Raw genomic sequence first — 26,132 nt, 5'->3', positions numbered from 1 at the left:
ATTAGGATTTGCTATAAAATATGTGTTATTCTTTTTATATTAATAATAATTTATGGCACTGATAATTTGTTGTACACTTTATTGGTAGATGTGTAAAAGTCTAAAATAAATTTTGCAATTACATTAATCTGTGGATTATGCTGTCTACGATTTATTATATATTATATTTGCACACTTTTTAAAATTAAATATTAAACTTGTAGCGATTAAACGTTATATGCAAAAGATACTATCATGAAAGCAGGAATTGTAGGATTACCGAACGTTGGGAAATCAACATTATTTAATTGTTTGTCAAATGCAAAAGCGCAAAGCGCAAATTTTCCTTTTTGTACTATTGAGCCTAATATAGGTGTCGTTAATGTACCAGATACTAGAATTGAGAAACTGGAAGAACTAGTTAAACCGGAACGCGTACAAATGGCAACAGTTGATATTGTTGACATTGCAGGTTTGGTAAAAGGAGCTAGTAAAGGCGAAGGTTTAGGGAATCAATTTCTAGGTAACATTAGAGAGTGTAATGCTATTATCCACGTACTTCGTTGTTTTGATAATGATAATATTGTTCACGTTGACGGGAATGTTAACCCAATTAGGGATAAAGAAACTATTGACATTGAGTTGCAATTGAAAGATCTTGAGAATGTTGAAAAACGTCTAGAGAAAGTAAATCGTGCTGCCAAAACTGGAAATAAAGAAGCGCAAACTGAAAAAGCACTTTTAGACCGAATCAGAGAGACGTTGCTTCAAGCAAAATCAGCAAGAACGGTAACGCCTCAAAACAATGATGAAGAAGTTTTAATGGAAGGTTTTCAATTGATTACGGCAAAACCAGTTTTGTATGTTTGTAATGTAGATGAAAATTCAGCAGTTAGCGGAAATAAATATGTGGATCAAGTTCGCGAGTTGGTAAAAGACGAGGATGCAGAGGTTATTATTCTTTCTGTAGGAGCAGAGGCTGATATTACAGAATTGGAAAGTTATGAAGAGCGTCAAGTTTTTCTTGAAGATATGGGATTAACTGAGCCAGGTGCTTCAGTTTTGATTAGAGCTGCTTATAAATTATTAAAGCAACAGACTTATTTTACAGCAGGTATAAAAGAGGTTAGAGCTTGGACGATAGATGTTGGGTCAACTGCGCCACAGGCAGCAGGAGTGATTCATACTGATTTCGAAAAAGGATTTATTCGTGCCGAAGTAATTTCATATGAGGACTTCGTTCATTACGGTTCAGAAGCAAAATGTAAAGAAGCAGGAAAATTTAAAGTAGAAGGAAAAGAATATATCGTTAAGGATGGAGATGTAATGCATTTTAGATTTAACGTATAGGGAATATACTTATGAATAATGACAAGCTGCTGAAGAAATTCAGCAGCTTTTTTTATTTCTCAAAGTTTTGAATTGAGTAACCTTATGATTTAAGGTTCGATGTTGAATAGGTAGCCTTGTTTTTTAAATTTTGTGGTCCGATTTTTAATTGTAGCGAATTCCTAGAAACTTTTCGTCTTTTAAATAATTAGCTATTAGAAGTTTATTTGAAGGTTGCTTTTTAAAACTTACAATTTTATTCTATTTAGGTATTTATCAAAACTATTTGACTGCTCAAACATTAACAGCCCGTTTCAATATCAATAGCCCAATTACAGCGGATAACGCAGAGGCTATAAGAATACTTAATTTAGCTCCGTTTAATACTTCACCATCAAAAGCTGCACCTGCAACAACAATTGACATAGTAAAACCAACACCAGCTAAACATGCCGCTCCAGTCAATTGCAGCCAACTAATTTCATTTGATAAAGTGGCTAATTTAAATTTAGATGCTAACCAACAGAAGCCTATGACCCCAAGAGGTTTTCCAATACACAAACCTATTATGATACCAAAATTAACTGGGGTAAGCACATTAAAGTATACTCCGACTAATACTATTCCAGTATTGAAAAAAGCAAATAAGGGTAATATCATATAATTAACCCCTTCTTCTAAAGTATGTTCTAATTGTTCTCCAGGTCCAGTCAACCTATTAATAGCTTTAGATATCGATTGTAAAGAACTGTGTCGAATACTTTCTTGACTATTGTCTGAATCTTTGATATTTACTATTTCTTGTTTAAAAATCACGGTAGCTTGAGTTGCAATACCAACTAAGTTTCCTTTTCTCCTAGATGGAATTAATATCGCAGTAATAACACCAGCAAGGGTTGCATGTAGTCCACTTTGATAAATGAAGAACCAAAGAAAAACACCCAAAACGATGTAAATGGTTTTAGAATAAACTTTAGAATAGTTAAGCAATGCCATTATTGCAACAATAACAAGTGCGACAATAAATGCATTGATGTGAAAGCCGTGGCCATAAAACAATGCAATTACAAGAATAGCACCTAAGTCATCAGAAACTGCCAATGCAGAGATAAAAGCCTTTAACGCCCCTGGCACTTTACTTCCTAGCAAAGCCATCAATCCCAATACGAAGGCAATATCAGTGGCCATTGGAACTCCCCAGCCATGAGCGCCATCTTCTTTATAATTGATAAAAAAATACAATAATGCTGGAATTATCATACCTCCAATGGCTCCAATAACTGGCATAGTCGCCTTTTTTCTAGTCGACAATTCTCCAAAAATTATTTCTCTTTTGATTTCTAATCCAATTAACAAAAAGAAAATTGCCATCAATCCATCATTAATCCACGTTTCTAGTGGCAAAAGGAAATTTGAGTCACCTGCCGAAAGACCTAAGTTGAAATGACGCAAATATTCGTATTCTTCACTAAAACCTACATTAGCAAAAATTAGAGCGGCTATCGCAGCAATTAATAGCATTAGCGCAGCAGATGCTCCCCATTTTACAAAACTTTCCATGGCTTGTACAACAGGTCTGTTTTTGATGTATTCAATATATTCTATTAGCGCTTGTTCATCCCAGGCTCCATTGTATAAGGTACCGTTAACAGTAATTGCTGGTACTAACTTTATTTCATTCTGTTTAGCTAGATTTATATTGTTTTTTAATTCTCTAGTTATTTCACGCGAATTATAATCTTCTTTGAATTTTTTAATATCAATACCTAGACTTTCAGCCATATTATATATAGCATCTGGGGTATAATGACCTTCATGATCCAATAATAATTGGTCCATTTCGTGAAGTTTACCATATGATTTAGCAGTCAACGCTGCCTTTGTTGTTAGCTGAAATTCGGGGTTATCAACGTTATTAGAAAAATATTCAAATTTTACTTTAATAGTATCGCCGTAATGCTTGACAACATTGTTTAGGATATGGCGACCATTGCGAGCAATTTTCTTTGTGTAGTCTATAAAGACAACTAGTTCTATTTTGATTTCTTTGTTCATCAATGATTTTTTAAAAGAATTAAGTTATCATAGTATAATATTGATTATTGAGACGTTTGTATGAAGGTATTGGAGATGAAATGTGTTAAGTAGCTAATGTTATGTTATCCGTTTTTGTAACTAATTTACTATTCAGTTCTTGTATTATTTCTGTGCTTTGTAAAAAATTAACCATTAAAACAACCCTAATCTATAGCCTTTTAAATACTTCAAATGATTATTTTAAAAAAGCTCTTTTAGATATTTTAAATCCGATTTAGCAGTATCAATGATTTCTGCAGTTTTACCATTCAACATCATTTTACCCATTGATTGTGCAAACCCTTTTACTTGGTCAAAATTTAGAGAAGGGGGCATAGCCAAGGCATTAGGATCAGTAAAAATGTTGATAATCGCTGGGCCTTTATGATTCAATCCATTAATAAGTGCTAATTCTACATCCTTGGATTCCTTAGCTTCCCATGCTTTGATGTTCATTGCTTCCGCTAATTTTACAAAATCAGGATTAACCATATCAGTTTGCCAATCGATATAACCTTCCACCCGCATTTCAAGCTTTACCATGCCTAAAGAGCGATTGTTAAAAATAATAATTTTAACAGGAATTTGATATTGTTTAATAGTCATCAAATCGCCCAAAAGCATCGAAATTCCACCATCCCCACAAAAAGCAATCACTTGTCGGTCGGGATGCGAGAGTCCCGCTCCTATAGCCATTGGCATAGCATTAGCCATAGATCCATGATTGAACGATCCTGTCAAATAGCGATTTCTACCTGCTTTTAGATAACGCGCAGCCCAAACAGCACTCATTCCAGTATCAACAGTAAATATAGCATCGTCATTGGCTAATTTATCTATTAAATATGCTACATATTCTGGGTGAATGTTTTTTTCAGCTCCCTTTTCGTTCACATAACTATCATATATCACTTCAATATCTTGATGTAATGAACGCATTTTGTCCAGAAAATCAGTGGAAGTTTTTATTTCAACCAGTGGCATCAACTCTTTCAATGTTGATTTTATGTCGCCACAATAGCCTAAATCTACTTTAGCTCGACGCCCTAATCTTTCGGGTTTGATATCTATTTGAATAATTTTGCATTTTTCGGGAAGGAATTCACTATAAGGGAAATCGGTTCCCAACATCAAAAGGACATCGGCTTGATGCATAGCTTCAAAACCCGATTTGTTGCCCAAAAGTCCATTTAATCCCACAGCATAGGGATTTTCTTTACGTTCGAAAAATATTTTCCCTCTAAAACTATAGCCTAAAGGTGATTTAAGTATTTCTGCGAGTTGCATTACTTCCTCTACTGCATAACGACATCCATGTCCGCAAAACAAAACTACCTTTTCATTTTCATTGATAACGTTTGCCAATTCCAAAAGATGTTTCTTATTGGGAGTTATTCTTGGTTGGGTATAAAAATTATGATTAGCTGTAGGTACTGATTCTAGTTCGGCTGAAGCCACATCTCCTGGAAGTCCAAGAACAGCAACCCCCTTCATGCTTATGGCGTGCTGAATAGCGGTTTGCAAACCATTGATGGCTTGTTTGGGAGTACTCGCTTGAAATACATATTTAGAACAATCTTGAAATAAGGATTCGGGTCTTGTTTCTTGAAAGTTGTCTAGTCCCATTTTGTGTGTGTGAATCGTTGAGGCTATAGCAATAACAGGGTTTCCGGCTTTGTTAGCATCATATAGTCCATTGATCAAATGAATGTGTCCTGGACCACTGCTTCCCATGCAACACCCAATGCCGTTTAACTCGGCTTCCATTGAGGCGGCATAAGCTCCAGCTTCTTCATGTCTTACATGAATCCATTGGAGTCTGCCATCTCTTCGTACGGCATCATTTACAGGATTAAGACTGTCTCCAGTTACAGCATAAACTCTTTTTACACCAGCTTCTACTAGCATTTCTACAATTTGATCTGATACATTTTTTGACATAAGTCGATTGGTTTTGAAATTAGATTTATTGTTATTAAAAATGGGTTACAAGAATAAGGCATAGTGACAATTCCTCCTAAATCCTATCTGTTTTATCTAAAATAGAAAATGCAAACACCCTGTTTTTAAATAGTGATAGCAGTACCATTTCTAATGTTTGAAAGCTGATAATAAAAGGCAACATCGAAACTATTCCTCTTCTGTAAGTAGTCTTTACCAACAATTGGGTTACAGCTTCGGAAGAACTCGGATTTCGCCCCGTAATTAATAGGACGTCTTGTTTTGCATTAAATTCCCAATCTGCTCCTTTAGAGTAATGTGCTCCCTGTTTGGTGAGTTCACCTTCTAATAAAAAAAGGAGCACCTTTGTTAATTGCACAACTTCTTCTTCAGTATTTGAAAAGCCCGTCAAGTGCTTTCCTTTTACTAAAGGTTCGCCATTTATTGCTTTTACATTGACTAAGGCTGCAGGCGCATGGAATACAAAAAAAAATAGTTTTTGATGATTATAAAATGTTTCTATTAATTGAATGGAGTCTTTACCCGTAGCCAAACCCCATAATGGACCATGACCACCAAGATAAAAAACAGCCTCATAATCGGTTTCTTTTATATTGCTAATTTTCTGCCAATGTGCTACCATATCAATTAAGATATTGTCTTTGTAAAATCGTTTTTTTTCTACTTTTTTGGTCCTCATTCAACTATTCTATTCTTAAAAGATGAAAAAAAAATATTTCTTCATCTTTTTTCAAAAAAATAATAATTAAAATGGATTTATTATTTTTTATTTTGATTCACTAGTTTAACAATTAACCAAATAATAAACCCGAGAACAACAAGGCTGATAATCCAACCATAACCATATCCCATGCCCCAACCATTATTCATACCATTATTCATACCGTCCATCATAATATAAGTCTTTAAATTAATAAATTAAATCTTTAGAATTCTTGCTACAAAGAGGCAATAGCGCGTTCGAGTTTTTCTTTAATTTCAGTTGCTATCTCGACCAAACCCTGGTTTTCTATAGCCATCATCGAAGCAATCGGATCGACTGCCGCAACTTCAATTTCATCGTTTTCCAATTCCTGAACGATAACGCTACAAGGAAGCATAGTTCCAATTTTATCTTCCTGCTGTATTGCTTTGTAGGCATAAGCAGGATTGCAGGCACCAAGTACTTTGTATTTCCGGAAATCGACATCCAGTTTTTCTTTCAGTTTCTCCTGAAGGTTAATTTCGGTGAGTATTCCAAACCCTTCTTTTTTTAAAGATTCAGTTACAAGATGAACAGCCTGCTCAAAATTGGTGTTGATTTTTTTACTGATGTAATATTTCATAATTTTCTATTTAGTTTTATAATTCGATTCGTTCCTGTTATTCATATTCTTCACAGCTGTATGTATATTATGTTTGTGTAACTAATCTTTCAACCCATACAGGAAATCATTGGGAGTCGTTTTTTAACGTGTCTATCATACTAATCATCTGTTCGGGTTTGGCATGATGTCAATAAAGTAACCAGCGGAAAAAGCAAGCTCATTTGGTGAAATTTATTTATGATTTGAATTTTTAATAATGAATATTTCAATTATCATTTATGATTTATTTCTGTTAATTATTAAGTACCTAAAGAAAGATTAAATATTACCTTGGATCCATCAGGTGCAATCGCAAAGATTTGTATAATTCCTCTTTGAGCAGACAAAAAGGCTAGATCAATATCTTTAGAACTATTGATAGGTTTACCATTTATGTAGGCAATAATAGTTCCGATGGGAATTCCATTATGGTCAAAAAAACCACCTTTGCGAACATTTGTTACTACTACTCCTGAATTAATATTGAAATATTGTTTCTGCTGATCGGTAAGGGGAGCAAAACTGACACCAAGCTTATCATAAATTTGACCAAGTGATTCATTACTACTAGATATTGTCTTTAATGGTGCTTCCTTTTTTAAAGTTGCAGAAACAGTCTTGCTTTTTCCGTTACGCAAATAGGTTAATTTAATTACATCTTCAGGTCGATGTCTAGCAATCCTTTCCGAAAACTCTGTAGATGAAGCTAGTTGTGTTCCATCTATACTTTGTATAATATCGCCTTCTTTAAGACCGGCTTCAGCTGCTGCGCTTTTGTTCATTACATTGGTTATATAGACACCATTTACTGTTCCAAGGGCAATACCCTGTTGCTTAAAATAGCGTTCTTCAACTGAAGGTGAAGGAAATGCAACTCCCAATACTCCTCGATTTACAGAACCATATTGTTTAAGATCATCCAGAATTTTCTTGGCCAAGTTTACAGGTATGGCAAATGCATATCCAGCATAGCTACCCGTTTGAGAAGCAATCGCGCTATTAATACCTATCAGTTCTCCATTTGTATTTATAAGTGCACCTCCACTATTTCCGGGATTAATTGCAGCATCAGTTTGAATAAAAGATTCAATTGCCGTATTCCCAGTCGTACCTGGATTACCTTGAGAATTTTTACTCCCAGAACGGTTAATTATTCCGATGCTTCTTGCCTTAGCACTTATAATCCCCGCAGTAACGGTTGTATTTAGCGAGAAAGGATAACCAATAGCCAGTACCCATTCACCAATTTGTACATTATCTGAATTTCCTAATTTTACGGTTGGAAGTCCTTCTGCTTTTATTTTTAAAAGCGCTAGATCGGTATTCGGGTCACGACCTATTAATTCAGCCGAAAATTCACGCTTATCAGGTAATATGATTTTAATTTCTGAAGCATTTTCTATAACATGATTGTTTGTTGCTATATATCCGTCTTGGGAAAGTATTACACCTGAACCTGAAGCCATTGCAGGAATATTGCTTCTGGATTGCGTGCCATAGGGTTGTCTAAAATTAGAATTATCTGTTGCCGATTCTAAGAGGGTTTTAATATGAACCACTGCAGGCATTGCTGCTTTTGATGCGGCTACAAAATCTCCAATTCCGTTTGATTTATTCCCCATTTTGGTATTGCCAGCTGAATATGTTGTCACAATACCATCACTAGAAACAAAATCAGGTGATTTTTTCTTCTCTGAACAACTGGTGCTAAAGATTTGAATGATTGAAAACAGAACTATAATTATTAATTTATTTTTCATAAAGTAATTTTTAATATTAATCTTATTAATGCAAAACGCCATGACTTTAAAAAAACACCACCTTTTCATGTGTATTGATGTTATTTTCCAATTCTAGAAAATGTTCTTGACGGGGTATTATTCTTGGTTATGTATAGCAATTTTTATTAAGTGACTGTACTGTTTCTATTCCGGTACTAGCTACTTACCTTGGAAGTGCTAAAGCAGCGACACCTTTTTTCACAATAGGATGTTGAATAGCAATTTATATTCATTTTAGGACTTGACTATTAATGCCTTACGTGAATACATTGTGATCTACGATCCATAACTATAGAAACATTTACAGGGTTTAAACTATTACCAGCAATTTCGTAAATGCGTTTCAAACCTGCTTCTACTAATATTTTCACTAACTAATCTGACACGTTTTTCGACATTATTTTTCTAATTTTTGAATTATATTATAATTTGTACACTAATAACTAGAGTACTCAAAGTAATTTATTTTGGCTCATATTTTTCTATTACAGGTTTGCCGGAAATATAATCTTTGCCATAAAACAGAACATATTCGAAACCTAAATTGATGCCGAAAATTCCATTTTTAAGTTGTAGGAACATCTTGTCTAGATACATTTTATGCTTATTTACGGTAACATAAATTCTAGCTCCTTCACTTTGATCATAATTGAGATAAAAAAATATTTTTTTTCCAGAAGCAAGTCGTAATTTGAATAAGTTAGGTTTTGAATCTAATAAAATCATTCCATAGGCTAATTTTTTTTGTAACCTTGACAAGGGCCTTTTTATACCGTTTTTAGTATAAACTATTCGGTATGCACTAATAGGTTGAGACGAATCAATAATTCCTGCTTTTATATTTGCATCATAGACGTAAGTATTATGGTTATCACTATGTTGAATGTAAAATAAACGGGTTGGTGTTTTGGCTGGTTCTGGGTAGTCGTTTTGTGAATATCCTGAAAAGAGGCAAATAAACATCAGTAAAAAAGAAATAATAATTTTCATATTGATTGTTGTTTTATTTCTTGTAAATAGTGGCCTATTTTAAGATGTTGCTGCATTTTTACGCCAATTAACTTTTTTATACTATTCTACAAATCAGTTGCTAGTGACTCTAGTTTTAGCGATCTTTTTTGACCTTAACTCTGTTAAAAAATGCTAGTTTAAAGTTACTATTAGGTCATATCAAGTAGGGGAGTTACAGCGTCCATTATCAAGCTAGTACTAGTATATATGTCGACCTATTAGTATCTAATATGAATTCATTTTAATCTATCATCCCGTCGTAAATCATCATTTATAGGATTTAAACAATCGCTAGTAATTGGTTAAATACGTTTTTGGACAGGATCTTTTATTTATTGTTGTTATTCTAATTGACTACAAGCTCCCGCCTATGAAAATTGCATCTCACAGGACATTGTAAATTAAAGGTTTGCGTAGTTTTTCACTATTTGATCAATTCCCTTTGCCAATTGGAAATCCTTTTTTGTGATTCCATCAGCATCATGAGTGTTAAGATCAATAGTAACTTTGTTATATACATTTTTCCAATTTGGATGATGATCACTCTTTTCAGCTATAATTGCAACGGCTGTCATAAAAGAAAATGCTTCAACAAAATCCTTAAAAATAATTTCTCTATGAATGAATTTGCCTTCTACAACCCACAAAACATCAATTTCTTTCATTCTATCCTGAATCTCTTGTTTACTTAAATTTGTCATTTTTGTTATATTTTTATTTTTAAACTATTATTATTACTTGTACTCAGTCGCAAATTCATCTTTTGTGTTGCGGACTTTTTTCATATCTACTAAGTGACAAGTTTATTTTTGCTGTTTTCTAACCATAGCAGTAAGCTTTTAATTTTCAGATTCTTTTAATAAACTAATAATGATTTTTCTCGTGGTACCGTTTGTAACGGCTACTACTTTTTTTTTGTTAGTGATATTTTCTTTGTTTATAAAAAAAAACAGTAATCTGGTCCATCGTGTTAAATAGTTTAAGACATGTTTATAATTACTTTCCCTTTGGCTCTGCCAGTAGCCAGATATAAATAAGCATCGATTCCATCTTCGAAGGCATAAATCAAATCGACTATAGGCTTAATATCCCCATCTTCAACCATTCTGCTGATAGTATTTAACTGCTTAGCATCAGGCTGCATCCAGGTTAGTTTATAAACAGCAGATTTTTTTTCAATCAGTGTTGCTAATTTTTCGGTCAACTTATAATCTTTCATTCCCATTTGCTTTGCTGTTTCTTCGTCAGGTGGACCTACTATCGTAGTCACTTTTCCACCTTCTTTAATGATTTCAAAAGCATCAAAGGTGTAGTCATTCCCTAAAGTGTCAAAAACAATATCCAAATTATTTGCAACCTCTTTATAATCTTCAGTTTTATAATCAATTACTCGGTCAGCACCCAAAGCTTTGACCCAGTCTACATTTTTGCTGCTGGTAGTCGTATATACGATAGCTCCTTTAGCTTTGGCATACTGAATTGCAAAGCTACCTACACCACCAGACCCTGCATGAATAAGAATTCTATCGTTCTCTTTAATGCCAACACCCTCCAAGGCTTGTATTGCTGTAAGTCCTGTTAATGGCAATCCGGCTGCTTCTTCGAAAGAACTATTTTTGGGTTTTTTAGCAACTAGATCACTATTGATACTTACAAATTCTGCTACTGTACCCATTTGTTCTTGTGGCACTCTGGAATATACTTCATCTCCTATTTCGAAATTGTTTACATCTGCACCTTTCTCAACCACCACACCGCTTACGTCAAAACCTATTGTACTCGGTAAGTTTAAAGAAATCATATCTTTCAGTTTACTTTCCACCATTTTGTAATCAATGGGATTTAACGAAGCTGCTTTAACTTCAACTAAAATATCATTTGGTTTTAAAGAAGGTTTTTCGATCTCATTGATGGATATACTGTCTTTAATTTCACCATATTTTACTATTTGTAGTGCTTTCATATCAATTATATTTTATTGTTAATTATCTTTTATTATCTAGCTTTTTAGTTTTCTAAAAAACTATCGATTAGCTAACTTAGCATCTTTATTTAGCTAGGTATTGACACCATTTTCCGAAATATAAACGGTACTGTTTATCTAATCTTTATCTTTTCAATTACATCTAATAATGTTTTTTTTTATTTTGTGGAATCTGGCTATGATTGCTAGGCGTCTGATGACAAGGGATCCAAGCTATGAGAACCGGTTGAAAGAAAAACCTGATTAATCGTGCCTTATTGGAATCTGAAGTACCAAAAGCATCTTTTCTATCGAGATATTAACCAATATTTTCAGAAAAAAATAAAACAAAAAATAGCGCCAGTAGGAGACGAAATATGTTTTGAATTACTGTCGTTTTTATGTTTTTTTCGTGATTTATTGCTATCGGATGCGTTTGTATCCTGCACAATATAAATTTAAAGAATTTTTTTATAACGTTAAATTCGAGAAAAGAACAAGCAAATCGTTAAAGCAGTTTGAACAAATTTTACAGATTATTTCTCAAAAACTACTGTATCACTTTTCGCTCCTAATTGGGTAAGTGCTTCTGAAATGGCTGTTACAAATTGTGGTGGACCACAAACATAGAAGTGCTGTTTAAAGTTGTCTATTTTTTCTTTTAGAAAAGTATAGTCAATCCTACCATTTTCGTACCCCTCTTTTTTTTCATCGGTGAGCGTGTTGATGAAATTCTTACCGAGCATTTCATTAAATTCTTTTTTCAAAATTATATCTTTTTCGGTTTTATTGGTAAAAATTAGTTTGTTGTTAGCTATTTTGTTATCCGCTTGTAACTGCCGCAGAATTGCAATGAATGGTGTAACACCTGCACCACCAGCAATGAATACTCCTTCCCCTTTATATTCAATTGCGCCCCAAACATCACGGATGATAAGTTCGTCACCGTGCTTTAATTTCCCTAATTCTTTTGTAACTCCGTTGTGACTATCATAAATTTTAATTGTAAATTCTAGATGCTTATTATCATTTAAACTTGTAAATGTAAAAGGTCGCTTTTCATTTTTAAGTGCAGGAGTATTTATGGACACTTCAGTTGCCTGTCCCGGTATGAATTTGAAACCTTCTGGCTTTTGAATTGTAAATCGCTTGACATCATGCGTTACTGGTTCCACTGAAATTATTTTTACAATATGATTTTCCATGGCGTTTGTTTATTAGGGATTAGTAGTATACTCAAGATTTAGGTCTTCCTTTCAATCGAATATCTATTCTTTTTTTCTTAATGGTTAGTCGCTTCATTACATCCATTAAGGTTGCTTCTTTTGTCTTCTTATAAATTTTGTTGATTGCTAATACAAGTCGTTTTGCTTCTCTTGAAGCTGTCACTCTGTCACTATTAGACATATTACTCATTTTGGCTTTTTCAAATACTTCTGCTTCTTGTAAAATTTCCATAATTATTATTTTAATTTTCGTAGTAGTCATTGAGCGAATGCTCATAGGAATCATTTATCGGTTGCGAAGAATCATATTCGGGACTATTTTTTACTTCTTCCTTTGAGTGATTAATAGTAACTGTCTGTTCCTGCCATTTCACATTTTTAATCCAACGTGGGGATATAATCACTTTTTTTCCCGAAAACCAGTTGCCGGTTTCCACAATAAGAAAATGGATTTTCCAGCTTACATCATCAATTATAAAATCTTCGACTTCGCCTATGTCGCCGTCCGTTGCATTAATATCATACCCAGTAACTTCTTGTGTACTTCGTAGATGCGGTTTGTCATTAGAATGCTTTTCCGTTTTCCTTTGTGTCATTTCCTTTTCTGTTTCTCTTACTTCAACTAAAGGATACCCCCACATGCCTAAGCCCATGTGTCCATACATTCTGTTTCCGTAATAGCCGGGCCAAGAGTAGTATCCACGAATCAAATCTTCCTGTTGTTCTGAAACAGGTTTGTCTGTTTCAATATAGGGACTGTTTTTTATTTTTTCCTGCGTAAGATTTACAGATAGTGTTTTTGATTCGCAATCCAGTTTTTGAAATGCTTCGGGCGAAATCAAAACTTTTTTTTCGGAAAGCCATCCTCCCGTTTTTACCACTATATACCGTATTGTTGAGGTCTGATCATCAAAATAGAACTCTTCTACTTTTCCAATTTCACCATCAGTTCCTTTAATGGTGTAGCCTAATAAACTGTTTATACTTCGTTTCATATTATTATTTTATATTGCTTTAATTATTTGGTTCATTACTACGATTAAGCAGGTTTTGTCCGAATATTAATTCAAATTATTAATAAAAAACCCATGACTTTAACTAATCCTATAGCCTGTTTCTTAGGGATTAGTTGTGGTAGCATCTTGAGCCAAACTTATTTCACCTGATCTTTTTTCTAAATCTTTATCTAATAGGTATAGTGCATCACCGTTTGCTTTTTCACCGCCTACAATTTTAATTTTATCCAGTAAAAGGCTTGCAAGGTTTTCTTCTTCAATTTGTTCTTTCACGAACCATTGTAAGAAATTCCATGTAGCCCAATCTTCTTCATCGAGTGCCATTTTTACCACTTTATAAATGGATTTTGTATTATCCACTTCATGCTCAAATACTTTTTCAAAACAATTATTTACACTGACGGGATCGGTTGTAGGTGCAGGAATAGCAGTAACTATGGCTTTTGCACCTCTGTTTAATATGTATTCCAGTATTTTCATCATATGGTTTCGTTCCTCTGCTGCATGACGGAAAAGAAAATTTGAGATGCCGCTGAATCCATTATTATCTGCCCATGCACCATATGATAGGTATATTTGGGAGGCATGTGCTTCTTTAGTCATTTGCTCATTTAATGCGGTTGTAATCTTATCTGAAAGTCTATTCGTTTTCATATTAATTTTTTTAATAATTTGGTTTTTCTAAGTAATACTTAGGAGAACTGAAATATTCTTCAATTTTTAATCGATTTCTAGTTTCTATTCATTTTCTTATTAAGATTTTTTTGAACCTTTATTGTACTGAGTTTCTCATTCTCTGATTTTTGTATTATTTATTATAATTAGTATCATATTATTAAAATAAATCGATAGTAATTATTATGAATGCTATGAAGCAAACAACTATTACAGTTGCAAGAATATAGACGGTTTTTTTTGTCAATTTATCTTTTTTTAAAATATAGTTTCGCGTTTTATCCTTCTCTTCTTTTACAAATTTAAAATCTTCTTCTCCTTGTTTCATTGGTTCGTGTTTTTAATTAGTATAATTTGACTTTTTAGTTTAAAGTTGTAAGCTTATTTTGAAAAAAACTTCTAATAATTTGTTACCTATTTTTCAAAAAGGGGTCACTTGATTCTATGACAAATAACTATTTTACTGAATTGTCACTTTGTACAAATAAGCAAAGGTCTCTGAGTTTGTATTTGTCTTCATCCAAAACGTTTTCAGCGGTATCTCTATGGCCTGTAGCGATTAAAGAGGGCTTTATGGCTTGTAACAGCTAATGGTTGCATCCCTTTTAGGCGCGCTTCTAGTACACTTCTTCTATCGTTTTTACTATATTGATAGCTGCTTTTACCTCTGAATTTTAATCTAGTTATATGTTCGCTGAACCTATTGAAAGCATCTTTTATTACAGCTTTCAAAGTTTCTCTCATTTCTTCACTTCCTGATATATTATAATCTGTATTTAGTAAGATTTTCATTTCTAGTATTTTTTAGTTGTTTGAAATATCATTATTTGCTTGATTTTTAATAACGAAACAGACCAGCAACCCCTGTTTTCGTAGGCATTTTTTCATGTGGAATAATCATCACTTTCCCGCCCATTTTTGTTACCAGTTCGCCCAAGTCATCCAGTAAATCATCCACTTCAGGATTAGTTAAATCGCCTTTTTCAATACTACCTGCGTCGTTTATTATCATGCCCGGAATTTGGAGTTCGGCTTCAATCAATAGGGTATCTACTTTGCCTGCTGCTGCTGCCGTAGCTACTTCACTTATATTATCACTTCCTGTACCTTGTGATTTTGCTTGGTGGTAGTCATCACAAATTTTGTTAATGATGTTATTATAATAGGGCTCCATAACTCCCCAGGCATCTTTCACCAACTCATCGAGTTGTATAGACTTTGGATTTACATTTATTCCGTTTGGAAGTAATGAAAGATTGTTGCTTACCTTATGAAATAGATGCTGATGCTCTGGTAATGCAGCCAGTATAAGTGGCAAACCGGAAGTACTGGAATAGTTATCATTAATCGTTTTTGCGACAAAGCGAAAAAACTTTTCGGTATCGATATCCGCTTCATCTGATTTTCCACCTTGGCCGTGATGCATGTCGCTGGTTTGATTCCCTACACCACCATAAGACGCAACAGTGGTATGCTTATCGGTTAAATCATAACCCAATGCTTCATTTATATTTTTTGGAATGTCTGAGAGAAGCTCCAGTTCTGTGAGCGAATGCCTATTTCCTTCATAAATTTGATAATCATGTAGGTTTAAACCTAACACATTGTAACGCTCCACCGACTGTAAATATCTGCGTAGCGGTTTTGTATGAAAGCTATTAGCAACAACGGTTAATTCTTCTATTGATACCGGTAAGCTTATGGTTTTGAACGTATCAACTGTACCAAGTACAGCCAATCCCTCTAACGTATGTCTCCAAAATTCTTTATTATTTTCAAGCGCTACAAATGGCTCCAGCAGTGTTGTAACTTCTGACTCTGAATGTTTTTGGAGTAGGGATTGTTTTAGCTTTTTTAAAAGGTTTTTAAATAGTATCGGATCCCCAAGATTATCAGGGTGAGTACGGTGCGTTGGCATATATAGTGATATGCAGGTTTCTTCATTGACACTTAATAATTCTGGCATCATGTCTTTAGTAAGTAAATTCATATATTTTTGATTTATTAGTTGTTAAATAATTATTTACATTGTTTTATTTTCATGAGGTTAATTTATTTTCTTTGAGGATAGAGAGAAAAATATACAAACTATCTAAATTATAGTTACAACCTATTTAGCAGCAATGGAGTTGCATTTTTAATATTAGGTTACTAAATTGAATGCTGCTCTCGTATGACTATTGACTATAACTTGTTAGTAAGTCTGATATATTGGGACCGTTCCAGACGGATAGTAGTAGATGGGTCTGACAAATGGCATTTTATTATCCTTATCAAATACAACGATTATTCTAATTGGTAATATGCTGATTTTGTGAAGTTAGTAATGTATCAAAAACAGATTTTAATGTGCTCTATATTAGCTTTTTTTAAAATGGATCATTTAATCCACTTACACGAATCAGTTTTTTATTTACAAACTCCTGAATTCCTAATTCTGATAGTTCCCGACCGAAGCCTGAATTCTTTGTTCCGCCAAAAGGAAGATCTGCTTGTGTCCAAGTGGGGTGATTGATGAAGACCATTCCAGTATCAATTTGATTGGCAATTCTTCTTCCGCGTTCAATGTCCTGTGTAAACACAGAACCTCCAAGGCCATAATCGGAATCATTGGCCAAATCAATGGCAGCTTGTTCGTCTTTCACCACATAGAAGGAGGCTACGGGTCCAAATAATTCCTCATGATAAGCAGCAATACCAGGCTTCAAATCGGTAAGTATGGTGGGTTCCATAAAGGCACCTTCACGATCTGCACGTTTACCACCCAGTAAGACTTTTGCACCTTCATCAATGGCACGTTTTACCTGATCGGCTAAATGAACTGCTGCTGCTTCACTACTTAAAGGGCCTAAGTTGGTAGCGGGATCCATTGGATCACCCACTTTCATTTTTGATAACTTATCCTTAAACTTTTGAATAAATTCGTCGGCTATTGCTTCCACTGCAATGAACCGTTTGGAGGCTACACAACATTGACCGTTGTTATTCATCCTGCCTACAACAGCCCACTCAACTGTTTTTTCCATGTCGGCATCTTCCAGTATTATGAACACATCATTACCACCTAACTCCAGTACCACCTTTTTCAAATGTTTTCCGGCTTCCATGGCAATACTTGCACCAGCTTCTTCACTACCTGTTAAGGAAACCCCTTTTATTCTTTTATCAGAAACCAATGCTGATGCATTTTTGCCAGAAATAAATAAATTGGTATACAATCCTTCAGGAGCTTTTGCTTCTTCGAATAGTTTTTCAATAGCTGCAGCACATTGAGGAACTATGGAGGCATGCTTAAGCAGTATAGTATTTCCCACCATAATGTTGGGAGCTGCAAAGCGAGCTACTTGATAATAAGGGAAATTCCAAGGCATCACACCTAGCAATACACCAATTGGGCTATTTCGAATTATTGCTTCTCCATATTCAGGGTCAAGCACTTTATCTGCAAGAAAACCTTCTGCGTTATCGGCATAGTAATCTAATATATCAGCACTCAAGTCTATTTCTCCTTCTGCTTCGGACAGGAGTTTACCCATTTCTAAGGTGATAGTTTTGGCAAGCTCCGGTTTCTTGCTTCGCATGAGTTTAGCGACCTTATGTAGCAAATCAGCCCGTTGCTGGTAGCTCGTTTCTTTCCAGTTGGCATAAGCTAGATGGGCTTTCGCCACTTTAGCATCAACTGTTTTCTCTGTCATTTCTTCGAATGACTTCACTGTCTTGTTTGTGTTTGGATTAACTGTTTGTATGGACATATTGACTCGTATTTAATTACATAGTCTGCGGAAATACTCCACAACCGTTTTGAAATCATTTCCAAAAGAATACATCAATTTGATTGCTCTAAATGGATACGCTACAATTTTCATGTATGACTTTCATGCGATTTTAGTGAAGGTACAACATTAACCTGGTAATGCTGTAACACAATGAGGATGAATAGTTACATAATTCCCACAAAGAGAAAATTGGGGGTGGAAATAATTATTACGACCTAGGGTTATTTGTGAAAATGGTTTATGCTTTTTATATTTCTAGCAATCTGTTTGTGAGTGGAGATTCTCTTCACTTGATGCGAAAGTTTGGTATTTACAAGTTTATTTTCTAATCCAGTTTCAATAATAAAAAAATAGTAGCAAATAGAGTCAAATTGTATTCCATTAACTTTCTTGCTATTCCTTGTCTAAAAAAAACAGGTCTACAGACCTACTATATACAAGATTTTCTTAGAAGCTGTTGCAAGATGAGGACCTTTTGGATGTAAAATGGATAGTAATAAAATGGTAAATTATATAGCCAATAGAACTTAGTTAGGAATAGATTTGAGTAATTTTACAAAAAAGGGATAGAACAATACCCCTTATCAAATCAATTTTATGCAAACTAAGAATTCAGATATACAAATTAAGCAAGAACTCGTAAACAGTATCGTACATGGTTTTGGAATTATTTTTGGTATTGTAAGTATTCCTATCCTAATAGCATTTGCCATTAAAAGTGATAACACTTCTGGTATTATTGGTGCCGCTATATATGGCTTTTGTTTTTTACAACTTTTTACTTTTTCTACACTTTACCACGGAATCCAGCATGCTCAGGCAAAACGCACACTTGAAATTCTTGATCACATCAGTATTTATTTCTTGATAGCGGGTACTTACACTCCGTTTTTACTTATGTATATGCCTAATTCTTTTGGTATAACGTTGCTATCGGTTTTGTGGGGTCTTACAGCATTGGGAATCATTTATAAGATTTTTTTTATAGGAAAATGGGAGATTTTTTCTACGATAATTTACATAGGAATGGGTTTGATTATGGTTGTTGGTGGACGTACTTTCTTTGAAAGTATTCCCTCCAATATCCTCACAATGATTCTAATTGGAGCCGCACTTTACCTTATGGGTGTTGTTTTTTACTTATGGAAGAAATATCGTTACAACCATGCTGTCTGGCATTTCTTTGTGCTCGCAGCTGCTGTTTGTCATTACGTAGCTATTTTATTGGCAGTAGCGTCCAATTGATTAAAAAATGAATTGGGTTTGTCAGAAAGCAAAAGAGGAACCTTAATGGAGGCAATGAAGAGGTTAACTGTAAAGAAAAAACAATTGATATTCGATTAAAAGGAAGTTCGAACTCCCGGAATAGGATAAACCAAATAATAGAAAGTCTCCGTTTAAGTAATAACTACTTAATAATTAATACGTTTTTTTTTGATCTTTATGTATTTCAATTTTTCAAATAGGAGGAACGCTGAATATATTGAAGACAACAAAAAATAAGATATTGATAAGTACTAAATTCAGTTTTTGAGTAAGTGCTGTAGTAGTACTGAAAATCACGGTGGGAGTTATTGACTAAAACCCAATAAAATTGCTACTGGTCCTCTACAATAGCCGAACGATAACGTTCCGTTGCCTTTTGCAGGTTTTCTGAAAGGGATTTTAACCAGCTCATGTGATTGGCAAGCAAATAAGCTTCCTGGAGACCATGAAGGGTTTCGGTATCTAATTCGGTGTGGCCTAATCTGATATTTTTATCTCGCAAATTTGATAATTGCTGGTATTTACCCAACAACTTTTCCTCTGCATCTTCAGCAGTTTCTTTAGCGACTTTTTTCTTTACTTGAGTATCGTCCAAACTATCGAATGATATCTGTAGGGTATTGGAGATTTTTTTTATGAGTACATTAAATTCTATAGAAGCAGGAGTGGTTTGATGATTACTGATAAAATTACCGATGGATGCGATGGCAGAAACCATTGTCTGGTTAAGCGTCACAATTTCATAAATCAGTTCAAATTCTTTCTGTTTCGATTTTGGGTCTTGGGTCAATCGCTGGAAGGCAGCATTTAAATTACTGATAGCAAGAAAGGCTTCTTTCCTTGCCAAACTATAGGAGAGTTTGTGTTTAGAAGGATGTTGATACAACTCTTGTGTTGCTAAAAGATATTCTTTGTTCATTTTTAAAGCGTTCAGAAGTACCTGTTTTAGATTATTGGCTTCCCAACTTGGCAAAAGTATATAATTGGCAACGACAGCGATAGTGGCTCCAATGATAGTGTCGATGACGCGGTATTGAATCACTTCAAAGGCATCAGGATTGATTAAGGAATACACAAAGATGATACTAATGGTGATCAATGCGGCGGCAAACTTATAATTCTGCTGAATCAATGCAAATGCGAATACCAATGAAACAAATGCCAATACCGCATAAACTACTACATTTTGAGTAAGCAGCACAATACCAACAGCAATAGCCGCACCAATGAGTGTGCCGATGATACGATCTTTCGACCGCTCTTTGGTTAGACCATAGCTAGGTCGCATAATAACAATGACGGTCAGCAAAATCCAATAGGTGTTTTGGATGTCAAAAAGAAAGCCTAATAGATAGGCAAATACTATCGCAATGGCAAGGCGCAATGAATGTCTAAACATGGTGGAATCCAAACTGAAATTTTGAACAAGGACATTCAGTCTGTATTCCTGGAGCGTTAAAAATTGACTCGAATCTTGTCTTTTTAAGGATACTTTGGAAGCCTCTTTGACATTGGCCATTACACGTCTGATAACTCTGATTTCTTGTAGCAGTTGCTCTTGGTAATCGTATAGATTTTTCAATACTAAAGCACCTTCACGCGCTTCAGGTAATTTGACGGTATCGACGTAATTCTTGATAGATTCGTTGGCTTCTGCTAATGCACTTAATAAAATATCTTTATTTGGTATTTTATCATTTTGAATCAATAATTCAGACAAACGGATGAGGTGGTTGCCCATGATTTTACTCAGGTTTTTCGAAGCTTTTAGAAATTCTTTATGCTCGCCAAAAATGGCGTCGATCATTTTATAATCCAAATGTTTCGCTTCTATCAATTCGAAGATATTAATAGAAGAGAGTAAGATTAATAGTTGCTTTTCTTCATAATGCGAACGTCCGGAACGTTTACGTGCGGTAAGCAGTGTTTCTCGGAGTGTTTCCTGCTTTTCGTTGATTTGATGTTGCAGGACGAAGCTTTGTTTAAGGTGTTCGTCGCGCTTTGTTTTCTTTGTTAATAATTTGGCTCGTATTTTTAGGTATTCACCAATAAGGAGAAGTGTATCTGACAATAGCTGATTCTGATCTTTTATAGGCGCAAGTTTTTGAAAAATATAGGATACGACTAAATACCAAAGACCTCCAACTCCCATTAAGGCAACTTGAACTAAAATATCATACGCTGTTTCTTTTTGAATGGCAGTTGCTATTACCATTGCCAACAAGCCAGAAAAGGACACTAAAGACGCTCTAAAACCATATACAGAAAGCAGCGACACAGCAAACGTAATAATTGCAAGTGCCACCAATAAAAGGGGTAGGAAAGGTTTTGAAAATAGGATTATAGCTGTAATAACCATTGTTAATCCAATACTGACTAAAATGGCATTAACCTTACGTTTGATACTTCCCGGAATGTCGCCTGGCGCATTTAAAAAAGCACCGATAACAACAGCTGGAGCATATTCAAAATACCCTAAAAGATAAAGCACTGCAAGGGGTACAGCAATCCCAAATCCAATACGAATTCCTCGGTCAAAGCTGGAGCTCTTTAAAAATAATTCTAATTGTTTGAGTTTTTCTTTCAAGCGGGTTTATAATTTAATTCTAAAGGTAGAATAATTGAGCTCAAGTATTGTCTCGTTAGCTCATTTTAGTTGGTACATTTAAAAGAATCGCATAATGTGAAATAGTTGTATAAAGCCTTTTGGAAGTAGACTGATTTCCCACATTATTGCCAATTTCCAGCTGGGCTCGGTCCTCTCTTTTGACGGAGTTCGCTTGGCTCGTTGTAATTATCTTTAAGCACTTTAATTAAACCTATCATCCATCAAACAATAAAAAAAAGCTAAATAGGAATCTTTATATTTTTGCTAACATAATGGGGCTTGTTTTTCTTTAATACTACTTATAATTCCTCATCAAGGCTACTCTTGATCTTCTGGTAAAGGTGAAATCATAATGTGCGCTTTATGTGTTCCGGAATTCATAATCCAAGGATGATTTGAAGCCATTGGGACTTCTGGTAAACCAGTAGATTTTGATGTAGCCCAAGGCATATATACCACATAGCGAAGTCGCGCACCTTCAACTTTTGAGGCTGCAGCGTCATACACTGTCTTTGCCCCGTAGTAGATTTGTAAAGTCAAACCAGGAGTTATTTTAAGTTTACCTGATTTCATCTCTGCTTCACGGATAGCAAAGACTTCTTGTTCTGTCTTTCCTTCTGCCCTTAAGGCTCTTCCTCTCGCCATAAAGGGTTCGAGGTCTTTATGATAACATGCGGCACTAAATCCAGCCTGATTGGGATTATCTGCAAGAATAATAAATTCATTATCTCCTTCTTTAAGAGTCACAAATTCACCTGCCATATTATATCCAATAACTTTACATTTGGATCTGTTTTCTTTGGGAGCAGCCATTAATGCTGTTGCAATTAAAGCTTCATCAGTATCAATATTCTTTAATTGTTTATTGATATCATTTGATGTACTTTTTGTTCCAGATTCCATCGCAGAGGATTCCTGTGTTGCCGTTTTTGTTTTGTCTGATGAATTACAAGAAATCAAAATTCCTGCAAAAACAAATGCTGTAATAATATGTTTCATGATTTATTAATTTTTGCGTGTTTTAATAATGAAGTACAACCGTAGGTATATTTTTTGCTACGCGTTTAAGCAACTAATTTAGTAAATAAATTACAGATGGTAAATTCTAGCGTCGCGACACTTCAGTATTCGCAAGTAGCTGAGGACTAGCAATAAATTATATACTGTGTTAGCTTTAGTTTCATAGGTATTTAATTGTCATACTTTATGGTTCTTATTGCTTTTTTAGATAAATTGATAAAAGGCTATTTAGATTTCCTAAATAGCCTTTTACTTCTTTTTTATTTACTCCTTTTTCCATTGTGGATAGGAAGTTATTCGTTATTTCGGTCATCTCCTGGTCTTGGTGATTTGAATACGTCCATTCCTTCTTTTCTATGCTCCACCACTTGTTCCTTGATAAATTGACGGAACTCACTGTTGCTCTGACCATCCTGTTTCGAGAATTCAGCTACTGTTGTGGTTAATCCTCTTGACTTGGTATTCAAATATGTTGTACTCATATGTAAGTGTTTTAATTATTAATCTGCAGTTTACAACTTAAATACGGGGACTTTATTAATACTGTCTTAAAGTCAATAGATTAACTTTAACACTTTCATGCCTTGTTAAGGTTTTTCTTAAAAAAAACCACTGCTTCAAAGGGATTAAAGATGGCAAAATAGATACCTATAACATTAATATTGTTGTTATAAATACTTCTCTTAGGTAAAATCTTTTTTTATTAAGGTTTTGGCTGAGTTTATGGTTGTCTTTGGATGTTATGGTTGTGGGAATCACAAAGTTTATAAAAGACAGCGTTTTTAGGGTGTTAAAATTCCAATTTTAGCGGTTCCTGTAGTCCCATTATTAAAACGAGTTGAGCGTTCTCATCTTCGGTTGGCAAAATTTTCTATACCAATGGCACTACTAAAATTGAAGTCACTACTTAAGCCTAAAGTTAGTGGCGTATTTATCAGTATTAGACTCGGCTGAAATTTTTAATTTTAAGGGTTTGCTGTAACATTTAATTACTTTGTCGTTTTAATATATAACTGTTTAGAATTTATACAGGATTGGCGAATAATACAGTTAGCGGTTGTCGGATTAGCGTGGTGTGTGCATTGCAATCGCAAGTTTTTTGTATGAATGATGACGGGATACAAAAGGGTTATTTAGATGTCTAATGGTATTTCTTTTATCACCTATTTTTTTCAATAAATTTATATAGGACTATTAGAATCCATAGAAGTAATCCTTTGCATCTTATAAAAGAGGCATAGGATAGTAGTGGTAATCGTTGTGATTCATTCAGTTATTATTCTTTTAACTACGAATTTAAAGTGCAGGCCATTTTTCCGTTTTTTTTATAAGTAATTTTATGAAATTACTCGAATACCTATATGAGGGAACTGATTCACAAACGATTTTATGTGTTCAAGCAAAATATTGAGGATGCTCTTATGATTTACAAACAGCACTTTGATAAATCCTTTACTGTCATTTTAGGTAGGATGGCATAAACTTAAACAAGCACTAAAAATTACTAGTGCATAATGATCAATAAGGAGGATACGTTTAGCAACATTGTCTATTGCTAAATTGTATTTCAAAGAATTTATGCTAATCCTAGCACTATGAGTCTTAAATGTTCATAGTGCATTTTTTCTTTTTATATAAATTAAAGTTTTTACCTAGTAAAACTCTCGCTAGAAAGTTTGCTAATTCTTTTCAATCGAGTGCTCTATTTCCTATATGTGTTCACCTTATTTTATCTTTCATGATTTTGTATCCTTCCAAGAATGGTCTCTAGGGATGTTTTTACTTTATCTATGGCACCTGACACAGCATTTTTGGCAGTATCGGCGTCACAGCTAACCGCTATTGGATCTCTGCCTTCTATTCTAGCTTCCAGTATACATTGTATATCATTAGGTCCTTCTTTTTTTCCATTTTCGTCTGATAAATGCACTTCTATTCGGGTAATATGCGATTGGAATCGGTTTAGCTTTTCGGCGATCAAGGACGTAAAATAGTCTTCTTGATTTTCGTCACCAGAGATTGTTTTGTCTGTGTTGAATTGAATTTTCATAATTGTTTTATTTTATATGTTATTCTTTGTATTAGTCTAAATCATTATGGTTGTCTCCGCCGATACTGTAATAATTGTTTTCTTCGTCTTCGCTTCCCACATTTTCTTGCTGGTCGTCTAGCTCTGATCCCGGAACATCTAAATCAGCACCCGTTTTCACAGATTTAAAGTCCTTTTCGTTCCAAGTTCCTTCCTTTTCGTTTGGCGCTTTCTTTTTTGTAATATCTTCTGGATTCAAATCCTTTTCTTCCTTTAATTGCTGATAAATATCTTCAGAAGGCGGATAGATTTGTAAGTCTGCATATTCAGGTGTTTTAGGAATTTCTTTGATCTCCGTTTCACTATGCGTTTTTGCATATTTATTGAGAAGATCTTCTAAAGAATTATAGTACTCTTCAAGGCTTTTGATGGTTACTTCCTCACTCTCCGAATTGTTCTCGGGCATTTCAATAATAAATTTTGATAATTCTGGATATTCTTGTTTAATTGTAGTAGTAATCTTTATGATGTTTTGTTCTAATTGCATTTTAGTTTTCATTTTCATTTTCTTTTATGATTATACTCATACAAGCTACGTAAATTTAGAATGTTTTAAAGCTCTGCTTTACTTCAAGCAAGCGGTCGATAAATTTCTTTACTTGTTATAGACTATGGTTCTTTACCATTATTTTAAAGGTACAAAACTTTGGATAGAGAATGTTATACAATTATTTTTAATATTATATAATTCTCGGTTTATGATATCCTTTTTGAGTCGGCTTGGGCTTCTTTAAGCAGTTTTGGTAGAAAGAAAGAATTCCAAACTGCTATGATTACTATTTTGCATACTTGGGGCCAAGATATGATCCTGTATCGGTGCATTGCACTTTACCTGGCCGTGGCGTATCTGCCTGCAAGGAAGGGACAAGAATGGCAATTGGACAAACTGATGCCCGCCAATATAAAGGCGGCCTAAATATAAATTCGGAATCATATGATATACTATAAATGGAGTAGGACTGATTTGAAAGGCCTTATTTCACCTATTATAGACATCTTCACATCTACT

At 34.3% G+C, this 26,132-nt stretch carries 24 protein-coding genes; 2 read left to right on the top strand and 22 right to left on the bottom strand.

Annotated elements, in window-relative coordinates:
- Positions 1 to 234: 234 nt before the first annotated feature.
- A complete protein-coding gene (ychF, locus tag AAC069_RS06525; protein WP_339919675.1) occupies positions 235 to 1,329 on the top strand; it encodes a redox-regulated ATPase YchF in 1,095 nt (364 codons plus the stop codon).
- Between the two features lie 273 nt (positions 1,330 to 1,602).
- On the opposite strand, the gene nhaA is transcribed toward ychF, so the two are convergent.
- The 17 genes from nhaA to AAC069_RS06440 all read right to left on the bottom strand — a co-directional run bounded on the left by nhaA (position 1,603) and on the right by AAC069_RS06440 (position 18,116).
- Positions 1,603 to 3,363 carry a Na+/H+ antiporter NhaA gene (gene nhaA, locus AAC069_RS06520; RefSeq protein WP_339919674.1) on the bottom strand — a complete coding sequence of 587 codons (1,761 nt, stop codon included), beginning with the start codon at positions 3,361 to 3,363 and terminating at the stop codon, positions 1,603 to 1,605.
- 222 nt (positions 3,364 to 3,585) lie between these two features.
- Positions 3,586 to 5,325, bottom strand: coding sequence for a thiamine pyrophosphate-dependent enzyme (locus AAC069_RS06515; protein WP_339919673.1), 1,740 nt, complete (start codon positions 5,323 to 5,325; stop codon positions 3,586 to 3,588).
- Between the two features lie 76 nt (positions 5,326 to 5,401).
- Positions 5,402 to 6,025, bottom strand: a complete 624-nt coding sequence (locus AAC069_RS06510) for a type 1 glutamine amidotransferase domain-containing protein (protein ID WP_339919672.1) — start codon at positions 6,023 to 6,025, stop codon at positions 5,402 to 5,404.
- An 80-nt stretch (positions 6,026 to 6,105) separates the two neighbouring features.
- Positions 6,106 to 6,240 carry a hypothetical protein gene (locus AAC069_RS06505; RefSeq protein ID WP_339919671.1) on the bottom strand — a complete coding sequence of 45 codons (135 nt, stop codon included), beginning with the start codon at positions 6,238 to 6,240 and terminating at the stop codon, positions 6,106 to 6,108.
- Between the two features lie 44 nt (positions 6,241 to 6,284).
- Entirely contained in the window at positions 6,285 to 6,671 is a 387-nt protein-coding gene (locus AAC069_RS06500; protein ID WP_339919670.1) for a DUF302 domain-containing protein, read from the bottom strand.
- Between the two features lie 281 nt (positions 6,672 to 6,952).
- Positions 6,953 to 8,452 carry a trypsin-like peptidase domain-containing protein gene (locus tag AAC069_RS06495; protein WP_339919669.1) on the bottom strand — a complete coding sequence of 500 codons (1,500 nt, stop codon included), beginning with the start codon at positions 8,450 to 8,452 and terminating at the stop codon, positions 6,953 to 6,955.
- A gap of 483 nt (positions 8,453 to 8,935) precedes the next feature.
- Positions 8,936 to 9,463, bottom strand: a complete 528-nt coding sequence (locus AAC069_RS06490) for a DUF4833 domain-containing protein (RefSeq protein ID WP_339919668.1) — start codon at positions 9,461 to 9,463, stop codon at positions 8,936 to 8,938.
- A 422-nt stretch (positions 9,464 to 9,885) separates the two neighbouring features.
- Complete coding sequence (locus AAC069_RS06485) at positions 9,886 to 10,185, bottom strand: 4a-hydroxytetrahydrobiopterin dehydratase (protein WP_339919667.1); 300 nt, start codon at positions 10,183 to 10,185, stop codon at positions 9,886 to 9,888.
- A 278-nt stretch (positions 10,186 to 10,463) separates the two neighbouring features.
- Positions 10,464 to 11,447, bottom strand: a complete 984-nt coding sequence (locus AAC069_RS06480) for an NADP-dependent oxidoreductase (RefSeq protein WP_339919666.1) — start codon at positions 11,445 to 11,447, stop codon at positions 10,464 to 10,466.
- A 536-nt stretch (positions 11,448 to 11,983) separates the two neighbouring features.
- Complete coding sequence (locus tag AAC069_RS06475) at positions 11,984 to 12,652, bottom strand: FAD-binding oxidoreductase (protein WP_339919665.1); 669 nt, start codon at positions 12,650 to 12,652, stop codon at positions 11,984 to 11,986.
- A gap of 31 nt (positions 12,653 to 12,683) precedes the next feature.
- The gene (locus AAC069_RS06470) at positions 12,684 to 12,905 is read right to left on the bottom strand and encodes a hypothetical protein (RefSeq protein WP_339919664.1); all 222 of its coding nucleotides are present in this window, start codon (positions 12,903 to 12,905) and stop codon (positions 12,684 to 12,686) included.
- 10 nt (positions 12,906 to 12,915) lie between these two features.
- Positions 12,916 to 13,668 carry a PRC-barrel domain-containing protein gene (locus AAC069_RS06465; protein WP_339919663.1) on the bottom strand — a complete coding sequence of 251 codons (753 nt, stop codon included), beginning with the start codon at positions 13,666 to 13,668 and terminating at the stop codon, positions 12,916 to 12,918.
- 123 nt (positions 13,669 to 13,791) lie between these two features.
- Entirely contained in the window at positions 13,792 to 14,343 is a 552-nt protein-coding gene (locus AAC069_RS06460) for a ferritin (RefSeq protein ID WP_339919662.1), read from the bottom strand.
- A 181-nt stretch (positions 14,344 to 14,524) separates the two neighbouring features.
- Positions 14,525 to 14,692, bottom strand: coding sequence for a hypothetical protein (locus AAC069_RS06455; RefSeq protein WP_339919661.1), 168 nt, complete (start codon positions 14,690 to 14,692; stop codon positions 14,525 to 14,527).
- Positions 14,693 to 14,907: 215 nt separating this feature from the next.
- Entirely contained in the window at positions 14,908 to 15,156 is a 249-nt protein-coding gene (locus AAC069_RS06450) for an HPF/RaiA family ribosome-associated protein (protein WP_339919660.1), read from the bottom strand.
- A gap of 46 nt (positions 15,157 to 15,202) precedes the next feature.
- Positions 15,203 to 16,354 (bottom strand): hypothetical protein, encoded by a 1,152-nt coding sequence (locus AAC069_RS06445; RefSeq protein ID WP_339919659.1) that lies wholly within the window; start codon positions 16,352 to 16,354, stop codon positions 15,203 to 15,205.
- A gap of 379 nt (positions 16,355 to 16,733) precedes the next feature.
- Complete coding sequence (locus AAC069_RS06440) at positions 16,734 to 18,116, bottom strand: NAD-dependent succinate-semialdehyde dehydrogenase (RefSeq protein WP_339919658.1); 1,383 nt, start codon at positions 18,114 to 18,116, stop codon at positions 16,734 to 16,736.
- A gap of 621 nt (positions 18,117 to 18,737) precedes the next feature.
- On the opposite strand from AAC069_RS06440, the gene AAC069_RS06435 reads away from it, so the two are divergent.
- Positions 18,738 to 19,385, top strand: a complete 648-nt coding sequence (locus tag AAC069_RS06435; RefSeq protein ID WP_339919657.1) for a hemolysin III family protein — start codon at positions 18,738 to 18,740, stop codon at positions 19,383 to 19,385.
- 352 nt (positions 19,386 to 19,737) lie between these two features.
- On the opposite strand, the gene AAC069_RS06430 is transcribed toward AAC069_RS06435, so the two are convergent.
- From AAC069_RS06430 to AAC069_RS06410, 5 genes are all read right to left on the bottom strand, one after another.
- Positions 19,738 to 21,993, bottom strand: coding sequence for an FUSC family membrane protein (locus AAC069_RS06430; RefSeq protein ID WP_339919656.1), 2,256 nt, complete (start codon positions 21,991 to 21,993; stop codon positions 19,738 to 19,740).
- A 339-nt stretch (positions 21,994 to 22,332) separates the two neighbouring features.
- Positions 22,333 to 23,013: a hypothetical protein gene (locus AAC069_RS06425; RefSeq protein WP_339919655.1), complete on the bottom strand. Its 681-nt coding sequence runs from the start codon at positions 23,011 to 23,013 to the stop codon at positions 22,333 to 22,335.
- Positions 23,014 to 23,327: 314 nt separating this feature from the next.
- The gene (locus AAC069_RS06420) at positions 23,328 to 23,516 is read right to left on the bottom strand and encodes a hypothetical protein (protein ID WP_339919654.1); all 189 of its coding nucleotides are present in this window, start codon (positions 23,514 to 23,516) and stop codon (positions 23,328 to 23,330) included.
- 1,247 nt (positions 23,517 to 24,763) lie between these two features.
- The gene (locus tag AAC069_RS06415; protein ID WP_339919653.1) at positions 24,764 to 25,084 is read right to left on the bottom strand and encodes an HPF/RaiA family ribosome-associated protein; all 321 of its coding nucleotides are present in this window, start codon (positions 25,082 to 25,084) and stop codon (positions 24,764 to 24,766) included.
- A 31-nt stretch (positions 25,085 to 25,115) separates the two neighbouring features.
- Positions 25,116 to 25,622, bottom strand: a complete 507-nt coding sequence (locus AAC069_RS06410; protein ID WP_339919652.1) for a hypothetical protein — start codon at positions 25,620 to 25,622, stop codon at positions 25,116 to 25,118.
- Positions 25,623 to 26,132 lie beyond the last annotated feature (510 nt).

This window comes from uncultured Flavobacterium sp. (genome assembly GCF_963974175.1).
Taxonomy (GTDB): Bacteria; Bacteroidota; Bacteroidia; order Flavobacteriales; family Flavobacteriaceae; genus Flavobacterium.
This window is presented reverse-complemented; position numbering and strand designations above follow the sequence as displayed.

Excerpts from the sequence above, each read along its gene's own strand:
- ychF (WP_339919675.1), top strand. The coding sequence starts at position 235 with ATGAAAGCAGGAATTGTAGGATTACCGAACGTTGGGAAATCAACATTA.
- nhaA (WP_339919674.1), bottom strand. The coding sequence starts at position 3,363 with ATGAACAAAGAAATCAAAATAGAACTAGTTGTCTTTATAGACTACACA.
- AAC069_RS06515 (WP_339919673.1), bottom strand. The coding sequence starts at position 5,325 with ATGTCAAAAAATGTATCAGATCAAATTGTAGAAATGCTAGTAGAAGCT.
- AAC069_RS06510 (WP_339919672.1), bottom strand. The coding sequence starts at position 6,025 with ATGAGGACCAAAAAAGTAGAAAAAAAACGATTTTACAAAGACAATATC.
- AAC069_RS06505 (WP_339919671.1), bottom strand. The coding sequence starts at position 6,240 with ATGATGGACGGTATGAATAATGGTATGAATAATGGTTGGGGCATGGGA.
- AAC069_RS06500 (WP_339919670.1), bottom strand. The coding sequence starts at position 6,671 with ATGAAATATTACATCAGTAAAAAAATCAACACCAATTTTGAGCAGGCT.
- AAC069_RS06495 (WP_339919669.1), bottom strand. The coding sequence starts at position 8,452 with ATGAAAAATAAATTAATAATTATAGTTCTGTTTTCAATCATTCAAATC.
- AAC069_RS06490 (WP_339919668.1), bottom strand. The coding sequence starts at position 9,463 with ATGAAAATTATTATTTCTTTTTTACTGATGTTTATTTGCCTCTTTTCA.
- AAC069_RS06485 (WP_339919667.1), bottom strand. The coding sequence starts at position 10,185 with ATGACAAATTTAAGTAAACAAGAGATTCAGGATAGAATGAAAGAAATT.
- AAC069_RS06480 (WP_339919666.1), bottom strand. The coding sequence starts at position 11,447 with ATGAAAGCACTACAAATAGTAAAATATGGTGAAATTAAAGACAGTATA.
- AAC069_RS06475 (WP_339919665.1), bottom strand. The coding sequence starts at position 12,652 with ATGGAAAATCATATTGTAAAAATAATTTCAGTGGAACCAGTAACGCAT.
- AAC069_RS06470 (WP_339919664.1), bottom strand. The coding sequence starts at position 12,905 with ATGGAAATTTTACAAGAAGCAGAAGTATTTGAAAAAGCCAAAATGAGT.
- AAC069_RS06465 (WP_339919663.1), bottom strand. The coding sequence starts at position 13,668 with ATGAAACGAAGTATAAACAGTTTATTAGGCTACACCATTAAAGGAACT.
- AAC069_RS06460 (WP_339919662.1), bottom strand. The coding sequence starts at position 14,343 with ATGAAAACGAATAGACTTTCAGATAAGATTACAACCGCATTAAATGAG.
- AAC069_RS06455 (WP_339919661.1), bottom strand. The coding sequence starts at position 14,692 with ATGAAACAAGGAGAAGAAGATTTTAAATTTGTAAAAGAAGAGAAGGAT.
- AAC069_RS06450 (WP_339919660.1), bottom strand. The coding sequence starts at position 15,156 with ATGAAAATCTTACTAAATACAGATTATAATATATCAGGAAGTGAAGAA.
- AAC069_RS06445 (WP_339919659.1), bottom strand. The coding sequence starts at position 16,354 with ATGAATTTACTTACTAAAGACATGATGCCAGAATTATTAAGTGTCAAT.
- AAC069_RS06440 (WP_339919658.1), bottom strand. The coding sequence starts at position 18,116 with ATGTCCATACAAACAGTTAATCCAAACACAAACAAGACAGTGAAGTCA.
- AAC069_RS06435 (WP_339919657.1), top strand. The coding sequence starts at position 18,738 with ATGCAAACTAAGAATTCAGATATACAAATTAAGCAAGAACTCGTAAAC.
- AAC069_RS06425 (WP_339919655.1), bottom strand. The coding sequence starts at position 23,013 with ATGAAACATATTATTACAGCATTTGTTTTTGCAGGAATTTTGATTTCT.
- AAC069_RS06420 (WP_339919654.1), bottom strand. The coding sequence starts at position 23,516 with ATGAGTACAACATATTTGAATACCAAGTCAAGAGGATTAACCACAACA.
- AAC069_RS06415 (WP_339919653.1), bottom strand. The coding sequence starts at position 25,084 with ATGAAAATTCAATTCAACACAGACAAAACAATCTCTGGTGACGAAAAT.
- AAC069_RS06410 (WP_339919652.1), bottom strand. The coding sequence starts at position 25,622 with ATGAAAACTAAAATGCAATTAGAACAAAACATCATAAAGATTACTACT.